The 9502-nt window shown below is 35.7% G+C and carries 8 protein-coding genes; 5 read left to right on the plus strand and 3 right to left on the minus strand.

Going from position 1 to position 9502, the window contains the following annotated elements; translation table 11 throughout:
* Positions 1 to 218, minus strand: a 218-nt coding sequence (locus tag EA412_14715; protein TVR75842.1) for a hypothetical protein, incomplete at its 3' end; no start/stop codon positions are given.
* Positions 219 to 1116: 898 nt separating this feature from the next.
* On the opposite strand from EA412_14715, the gene EA412_14720 reads away from it, so the two are divergent.
* The 5 genes from EA412_14720 (at position 1117) to EA412_14740 (ending at position 7327) form a co-directional block, all read left to right on the plus strand.
* Positions 1117 to 2445 (plus strand): hypothetical protein, encoded by a 1329-nt coding sequence (locus tag EA412_14720; protein ID TVR75843.1) that lies wholly within the window; start codon positions 1117 to 1119, stop codon positions 2443 to 2445.
* Between the two features lie 24 nt (positions 2446 to 2469).
* On the plus strand, positions 2470 to 3459 hold the full coding sequence (locus EA412_14725; protein TVR75844.1) for a hypothetical protein: 990 nt from the start codon (positions 2470 to 2472) through the stop codon (positions 3457 to 3459).
* A 190-nt stretch (positions 3460 to 3649) separates the two neighbouring features.
* Positions 3650 to 4873 (plus strand): decarboxylase, encoded by a 1224-nt coding sequence (locus EA412_14730; GenBank protein ID TVR75845.1) that lies wholly within the window; start codon positions 3650 to 3652, stop codon positions 4871 to 4873.
* 62 nt (positions 4874 to 4935) lie between these two features.
* Positions 4936 to 5961, plus strand: coding sequence for an ATP-grasp domain-containing protein (locus tag EA412_14735; GenBank protein ID TVR75846.1), 1026 nt, complete (start codon positions 4936 to 4938; stop codon positions 5959 to 5961).
* 190 nt (positions 5962 to 6151) lie between these two features.
* Positions 6152 to 7327, plus strand: a complete 1176-nt coding sequence (locus tag EA412_14740) for a class I SAM-dependent methyltransferase (protein TVR75847.1) — start codon at positions 6152 to 6154, stop codon at positions 7325 to 7327.
* Positions 7328 to 7397: 70 nt separating this feature from the next.
* Here EA412_14740 and EA412_14745 read toward each other — a convergent pair whose 3' ends face one another.
* Complete coding sequence (locus tag EA412_14745; GenBank protein TVR75848.1) at positions 7398 to 8822, minus strand: hypothetical protein; 1425 nt, start codon at positions 8820 to 8822, stop codon at positions 7398 to 7400.
* A 528-nt stretch (positions 8823 to 9350) separates the two neighbouring features.
* Positions 9351 to 9502: hypothetical protein (locus EA412_14750; protein TVR75849.1), on the minus strand; the 152-nt coding region annotated here is incomplete at its 5' end.

Here is a 9502-nt window from a genome sequence, read left to right on the forward strand (position 1 = left end):
GCCCTTAAAAAGTCAGGTGAAGAGCTTATACTTTGTCCTTGATCTATCCGAAATAAAATGGAAGCACCCACATTATAAGTTACAGAAGAAAATTTCAGATAAAAAAAACTTACTACCAAAGCTAAAACAACACAACCGGCAATATAATACCAGTACTTCAGCAAACTTTTTTGGACAGAAAGCAAATTAATTTCAAGCATTTCTTTGGATTCACTCATAACTTCGGGAATTTATATGATTAGAAAAAACAGAATATGCAGGTATACCGGTTGTAATAACCGTGGTAAGCAAATAATATGGATAAGTAGTTATTCCCCATATCGTTTTCCCAGGTTGTTCGTTGTAAGCTATATTTTCTGATTTCAGGTTATAGAACCCTGAATTCAGAAAACTATACTGAGCAAAATCAATGCAACTAATAGTGCATTGTATTTGCGTGATATCATGAGTGGTTATCTGATTAGATTACCACAAAGATAAAAAAAAATACAGGATTTGTGGGCTTTTTTTCTTCATTAGAGGAAATATTTTGTAAAATCTTTTTATTTTAACCTTTCTTTAAGACCGTTCAAATATTCTGAACCGACTCACTTTTTTTCAACAATCATCTACTCCTAAATATATGCATATTTAAAATTAGAATACGTATATCGAAAAACAAAACCATTCTATCGGTATGGGGGAATTCATTTGCTTTTCAAAACCACCGGAAAAAAGTTTTCAACAAAAACGCTACTTTTTTTCGCCGGGTGCGGTTTCTTTGTATTCCATGCTTGAGAATCTGCCACAAAACGGGGTGCTCCGGTAATGAAAACCTGATTATCGCAAAAACCTGCAATCCTAAATTATATATATCGGTGGTACCCGTGAATACAGGAAACTGGGAAAAAAGTGGATGATGCTTATTCCGTTGGAATAAAATAAAGAAAGATTACTTCTCTTAAAGGTTGTATTATCTTCCCTAAACATAAAATATTATCTATTAAATAAAAAATTATTTTATCTTTGTGATATTAAAGTAACCATTTAGTTTCAAAAAATAAGCAATATATCAACAATAATTATAAATTTGTGATATCCTCAGAAAAGCTGGATTTAACCAATAATTGACTTATTATGGAAACAATAACCCAAAAACAAAGAGTGAACTGCAAAAAATGCCTGATGCCTTTCGAGGAAAGGTTTATCAACAAGCAGGGAGAATGTGTCATCTGCCATGAACACCAAAAGAAATGGCTTAACCGTGACTACGCAGAAAAAGAGAAGGAACTCCGAGGCATATTCGAACATTACAAGGAAAGACACAAGGATCAGAAGTACGACTCTATTGTTGCTTTTTCTGGTGGAAAAGATAGTGTCTACACTCTATATCTGGTTACCAGGAAATACGGCATGAGGCCGCTTGTAGTAACGGCAGACAATGGGTTGCTGACACCTGTGGCAATGGCCAATATGAAGAAGATTATTGAGCAGTTTGATGTTGATCACCATATTGTAACCCGCGATAAAGAGGAACTTAAATCAATATACAGAGCCTTTTTCCAAAAGACCAAAAACTTCTGTGAGATATGTTATTTAACTATCCACAGTGCCTTGGGGCAGGTTGCCATGGAATACAATATTCCTCTTATAATAACCGGTTATGTCTTTAAAATTGATTCATCTCATTTTCGTGCAGCTCATCGCTATTGCTTTGAAGATGCCTTTGTTGAAATGGTCAAGGAAACTATTCCACCTGATATCTATCAGAAGTATCTTACAAAACAGGTACGTGCAGAAAACCAGTTTCACCTTCTACACCTTTTTGATTATATAAACCACGTTGACGAGGAAATCTATAACGTAATCGAGAATGAGCTTGGCTGGAACAGCAACAATCGTGAAGACAAACACATGGATTGCAGATTTCATCATATGCTCGGTCCCCTTAGAACACTTAATAACGATCACACTGCATTGGCGATGATGACGCCAGCAGCACTTTTTCGAGATGGGCAAATTACTGAGGAACAATTCCACAAGGAATTGGCAAAGCAGCATACTAGCTTCGAAGAAGTGGACAAAGAACAATTGGATGAATTTCTGGAGTTCTTCGGAATTGATGAAGAGTTCTTGACTAGCAAACTTGTAACCCCAAAGCTAGCCCAACCAATAGTAAAAGAGCGTGAAATTGATGAACTCATACAATCCAGGCGTCAGAAAGGCGCTGATGAACTGGAACTGCTCAAGGTATTGTTGGATGGTATTCGCCCGGAGATAAAAAGGGACGGTGGTGATATCAGGATCATCAGTTATAATAACCGAATTCTGAAAATCGAACTTCTCGGTGCGTGCAGAGCATGCACAATCGCAGATCAGGTAATGATGAGATACCTGGAGCACCTGATTCGTAGCTACATATCTGAAGATATTACGATAGAGAACGTGAAAGCAATTGTTCCCTAACAAATCAATGCAAAGGAAATAAAAATGATACGCAACACATGGATCTCACTCGATGAACCATCGGATTGGAATTCTGCTCTTGAGGGGATACCCCATGCTTTCGGACATACATGGGAGAGTTGCCACGCAATGTCACTGAGTACAGGATACGATACATACCTCTATGTCTTCGAAACGGATGGAAACCGTATTGTCTGTCCCATTGCTGAACGTTCTTTTCGTGGTCATATCGACATCCTTACACCATATGGGTTTTCCGGTTTCGTTGGAAAGGTGTCCCATCCGGACTTCCTGCAATACTGGAAACAAGAAGCTGCCGCCCGTAATTATGTCTGTGGTTATATTGGTCTGAACCCGATTTTATATGATCTCAATTGCTACAAGCCTAATGAGGCATATGTCTACAACTGCCTCTATGCAATTGATCTGCGGCTTGAGTTAGATGAGTTGTTTGCGCGTCTCTCCACCAACCGTAAGCGACAGTTGCGTGCAGCAGGGAATAACTGCAAAATTATTTTTGAGCGCACACGGCTTCTTGATTTTTTACTCAAACACTATGCTGATTTCTTCAAGCGCAAGGGAGCATCAACTGTCTACCAATTTACACCGGAGACAATCATAGAACTTGCAAATATGAATAATGTTATACTATTTGGTGCAGAGGGAAAGACAGGATTGGAAGAAGTAATCATGCTGGCATTTACACCCTATATTGGTGAGTATCTGCTGGGCATTTCAAGTAACGATGCACGACGACATTCGGTTACGTTGCTTTGGAATGCCGTAAAATTATTGAAAACACAAGGAGTGGAGTGGTTTAATCTTGGTGGAGGAGTTCGACCCGGTGATGGGGTAGCCCAGTTCAAAGAGCGATTTGGTGGAGATATTTTTCCTCTCAAAAGCCTAAAACAAATTTACAGCAAAAATCTTTTCGGCCAGCTTTGCAAAGAAGTGAATGCTGATCCAAACATGCTGTCAGGTTATTTCCCTCCATATCATGCAAATACGGTGTAATTGTCATAAATTGCTAATAGCCAGATCCCATGGAATCTGATTCCAATAAAACGAACGGGGAAATTATAAAGCGGCCACTTGGCTAATCTACATGCTATTTATTGGTTGTGGTCGGATTATTTTTCGAAATAATTTAATACTCTTATCAACGATTTTATAATTCTGATTCAACCTAAAACCAGATGCAACGATGAAATATGATTCAATAGAAAAATTAGAAAGTAAATATGGCAATAGTTTTTATGTATTGAATATTTCAAGTTTCGAAAACAATGTCAAAGATTTATTACAGGCTTTCAGGAAATATTATTCTTTTACAAATATTGGTTATTCATATAAAACAAACTATATACCCTATTTGTGTAAAAAAGCTGACGGACTTAATGCATACGCTGAAATTGTATCGGAACTTGAACTACGTATTGCACAATCAATAAATGTAAATCCGCAAAAAATAATTTATAATGGGCCGGAAAAATCAGTTGAAAGTCTGGAATTCTGTTTGATTAATGGGAGTAAAGTAAATGTTGATAATAATTACGAACTTGGCAATATTGTTAAGATTGCCAATAAACATGCCAATCGAAATTTTGAGATCGGTATAAGGTTTAATATTGATCTGAAGGATAACTTTTTCTCACGATTTGGATATGATGTTAATTCAGAAAATTTTCGAAATGCATTAAATATAATTAACAGCACAAAAAACTTAAATATTAGCGGAGTTCATTTTCACTCCGGCCGACCAGATAGAAGTATAGCATCATACTTGAATAGATTAAATAATCTTATCGCGATTGCTAAAAATGAGCTGGGTTCATATGATATTAAATATATCAATATCGGTGGTGGTTTTTATGGCCGTATGGATGAAAATATGAAAAGCCAATTTGATGGTATTATTACCTCTTTTGAAGAATATGGCCAGGCAATAGCAACAAGGATGCGCGAAGAATTTCCAAAGGGTGATATTGAATTGATACTGGAACCGGGTGTTGCTTTAACGGTAGATGTGCTTCATTATATAGCTAAAATATATGATGTAAGGAATATTCAAGCAAAGAATATAGCTATTTGTTCGGGAAGTTTTTTCAATGTGAAACCGTCTGGGCATTCAAAAAACCTTACAGTACGTGTTATTAAAAAGAATAATAATAATCCAGTTGATAATATTTATCAGGTCGTTGGATATACTTGTTTGGAGAACGATATATTATGCGAGAATTTTACAGGTACATTAGAAGCCGGAGATTATCTGAAGTTTAAAAACGTTGGAGCATATACAATTGTTTTTACCCCGCCCTTTATTAAATTGGCACCACCGATCATCGCTTTTGATAATGGCGAAGAAATTGTAGTTCGACAAAAAGAGACATTTGAGGATATTTTCAGATCATATTTTACAAATCATTAGCCATTCATTTTATAATTGCAAACATCAAGATACTAAATAAAATAAAGTATAAGAAATAGAACATGAATATACTATTAACTTCAGTAGGCCGTCGCTCTTACATAATATCTTATTTTAAAGATTCAATGAAAGGAATAGGTCAAGTTCATGCTGCCAATAGTTTTGAAACATACGCAATGAAGCTGGCTGATAAATCAGTGATAACACCTTTAATTTACAATGAAGAATATATAGATTTTTTGATTAATTATTCCAAACAAAATAGTATCACCGCAATTATTTCATTATTCGATATAGATTTGCCGGTATTAGCATTAAACAAGCATATTTTCGATGAACACGGAATTACTATTGTAGTCTCTGACTATGAAACTACCCAGATATGCAACGACAAGTGGAAAACTTATAACTATTTAGACTCAAATGGGTTTTATACCCCAAAAAGTTTTATAAATATTAATGATTGTTTAATATCATTAAAGAATAAAGATATTTCATTTCCGCTTATGGTAAAGCCGAGATGGGGGATGGGATCAATCGGTCTTTACTCTGCTGATAACATCAATGAACTCGAGGTTTTCTACAAAAAAGCAAAGGTTGATATTAATAACAGCTATTTAAAATATGAGTCGGTATTTGATAATAATGCAAATGTTATTATTCAGGAAAAATTTGAGACCGATGAGTATGGTCTGGATATATTAAACGATTTAGATGGGAACTTTTTAACATGTGCATGTAAGAAGAAATTAGGGATGAGAGCTGGTGAGACCGATTCAGCCGAGATAATCCATAATGAGAAATTGCTTGATATTGGGAAATCTATTGCCACTAAAATAAGGCATATCGGTAATATGGATGTAGATTGTTTGAGAGTTGATGATGAATATTGTATTATTGAGATGAATAATCGGTTAGGCGGGCAATATCCATTTGTTCATCTTGCCGGAGCAAATTTCCCGAAAGCAATGATTAAAATGCTACAAGGTAAGCCTATTGATAAAGATCTTTTAACTGCAGCGATAGGCACAATTGGCATTAAAAATTTAGATCCTGTTGTATTTAAAATTCTGAATAAGAATCTATAAAAGAATTTACTAGTTATTATAAATTAAAATAATTGACATATAAAAAAACAACGACGACACAAAAAGAAAGAGTAAACTGCAAGAAATGTTTGAGGCCTTCCTACAAAAGGTTCATCCTGTCGGGTTACTTCCCTAAATATCATGCAATAACGATTTGTGGATAGCGAAATATTACTTATAAAAAGAAAAAATGACCATGAAAGAAAAATGCGAAATTTGTAACAACAACAACTGGCTCGAATTACCGGATCCGAACAACTCCCTTTCCGTGACAACGACAGGGAAAATTATTAAGCAGCCGCTTGGTAAATCTCTATGCTCGATGTGTGGTTTTGTTAAGCGTAACAAATTTAATTATTTAGGTCAAGGTGAATATTACCAGGAAGACTATGCGCCCTATTACGAACGCCCCGGTATTGAAGAATATCACAGAAGAAGATACAAGGATCTCGCCGAGTGGATGAGTAAATACCTTCTTGATGCATTTAATTTTAAGAAAGTCCTCGATGTTGGTTCTGGACAAGGTTGGATGATGGATGCAATGTCCTCCAGATATGATGGTATCGAGATCTTCGGTATTGAACCTAATCGATATAATGCAGCAATAGCTAAACAAAAAGGCTATACTATAATAGAAAATAAAATTGAACATTCAAATATGAATGATACCTATGACCTGGTTTACTCTAATAATGTACTCCAACACGTCAATGACATTGGCAAATTTATTGCTGATATGAAGATGCTCTTGAGTGAGCACGGGGTTATCATTGCTACCTGCCCCGACGGTTCAAGACCAAGTATCGATCTTTTTTGGTCTGATCACAACTACTCTTTCTTGCCCGATCATCTCAGAAAAATAGGACGAGACTTTGGTTTTGAAACGGTATGGGTAACACAATCACTGGAAAATCCTTCTATTCCACCTGCGCAACTATTATGTATGACAAATAATCCTTCCTACCAGGGGAAGCTAATAGGAGAAAAAGAAACTTTCGATCTTGATATCATCCAATTCTACAGCAGTAGAGTTGAATATCTGCAATCTATCAAGAGACTGAATGATTTTCTTATGCAAGAAATTTCCGGATTTTCTGCGGTATATAACTTTGGAGCAAGTTATTGGACTTCTATTATTGCTGCCTATTGTCCGGACTATTGGAAGATAGTAGATGCGTGTGTAATCGATAAGCAGGATAGTATCATGGAGTTTATGGGAAAAAATGTAGTAGAATTAGGCTCATTGCAGAATTTAGAGCAAGCCGCAATGGTATTGGGAACTGCTCCTGTAAGTCATGACAAGCTGGCACCTAGATTCAGTGAATTTAAAAAAATTATCAAGTGGGATACTTTAATTAGGTATTAATTAATAAGCTTGGCTTACAAATCGGGAAAGGCTGCCTTTTTCAGTGAGGACCAAACAGGCAATTAGTTTATTACTCATCACCTTGCGGTAAAAGTGCATTGGGGAAACCTTGTGCTCTGATTAATGGAGCTACATCTTGACCAGGCCTGAAATCCCAATCAAGGAAGCTTACTTCATCTGGAACCCATATTCCACAGATTAGCCTTCCATCATTAGTGATTTGCGACACTGTCCAATAAAATGTGTTTGGTGTATCATATTTATCCGGAAACCAACCAACTATCTCATGAAATGTTTCCCGATCTTCGCTATACCAGAATTTTCTCGGGGATTCCGGACCACCGTACATAGTAATAAAAACAACCATCTCTCCCGAGTCACTTATCACAACTTCAGTACAATCATTTGGAGCAAAAAATATTTGTTCATGTTTTTCAATATCTGATATAGAATTATAGGCAGATTTAACTACTCCTCCAGGGGTTATGTCCCACGCCCAGTAGGCATAACCTTCATAAAAAACAACATTACACCATTTAAAATTATTGCCACTCCCTATTAATTCCCAATTCCATTTATCTTCTTCTAAATCGTATGAACCCTTTAAAACATGGCTTTGATGAACGCCACCTGTGGTAAAATCGCCCGTTTGCATCCAAAATGTAGTATCGGCAGGATTAACATCAATATTATGAATGTGCCTTGTGTACAAAAATTCTGATTCAAGGTCATCCCTATCAGACCTGAAAGCATATGCACTTTTTATCGTTTGCCCTTTATCAACAGTGTACCAAGCATTAATATTAACATATTCTGTACCAGCAGTCATAGAATAATTCCCCCAACAAAAAACCTCTGTACCATTTATTATTACCCTATGATTTACACGTCCTGCCATCGTGAAATTATCATACCTTGTTCTTATAAACGGCTCACCATCAATGTCTAAGACTGTGGACTGGTAGTAATTCTCCCAATCATGAGAATAAAACATGTTCTGATGGTCACCGAACATTACCTCACCATCCTTAAATACATGAACGGCCTTCAAAGTGCCAATATCTATGGGCAATGATTTAGTATATGTTCTGCCTCCATTCTCACTGAGATACAATGTATTACCATCATATTTCAGCATATAGTTATCCATCGCCCATATTACATCCTCAAGCATTATTTCACCTCCTCTTTTCTCAGCTATGATGAAAAACGTTGTATCACTCGAAGCCACTTCGACTTGGGTAGCGACAATATGATCAACTGTTTCTCCGCTTATAGTATATACATCATATCCCAGGGTTATGGTATCTGGCGCTATGATTGAAATGTTGGTTCTTTTACCGAAAATGTTGAGACTGCATTCGATCTGTTCATTCTTTTCGTCGAGAACAATAAATACTACCCGTTTATTCGGTTCCATCAGAAAATTAAACATTGGTTTAGGCAGCCTGATCTGTGATACCAGGATTATTGCAAAAATAATGATGATGAACATTAGTATTTTTGTCCGTTTTACTGAAATGACCAGATCTTTCAATAAGTATGCTTTAATTTATATGTCTCTATTTCTAAGCACTATACAGAATTTCTTTTAATAAGAAATTTATTTTTAATTTAAGGAGTTGTTGCATTGTTAATATTGGTAATATGTATATTAATGCATGGTAATATTGGTAATATGTATATTAATGCATGGTAATATTGGTTCAATTCCTTTATATTGATTATCAAAAATTATCTAAGGTGGCACAAGTGGTGCAAAGTCACCACTAAATAGTAGTTTTATCATTTAAATAATAATATTTTACGAAACTTTTTTCAAGTTTCATGATACTTTATGTAAATTTATCGTAAAAATAAATGAATACCAATTTTTTATTTCTATAACTGATCAATTTTCCTGGGAATTAGTTTTGGTAGTAAAAAAGTGCGGAAAACAGGACTAAAAGTGACCCCGCCGCTAACTCAATATTGCAGACTTCGGTATACACATTACACAGTTTTTTTTGAATATAGAACCTGTTTACACCCCATTCAAAAAACTATACAAATCTTCCTCAGGCTTTAAATTAAGCTTTTTCCGGAGGCGTGAGCGGCTGATGTAAAAACTGGAAGGTTGAATGTTTAATATTTCGGCAATTTCTTTAGTGTTTAGTCCAATTTTCAAATAGGCAC

The organism is Chitinophagaceae bacterium, assembly GCA_007695095.1.
Lineage (GTDB): Bacteria > Bacteroidota > Bacteroidia > Chitinophagales > REEL01 > REEL01.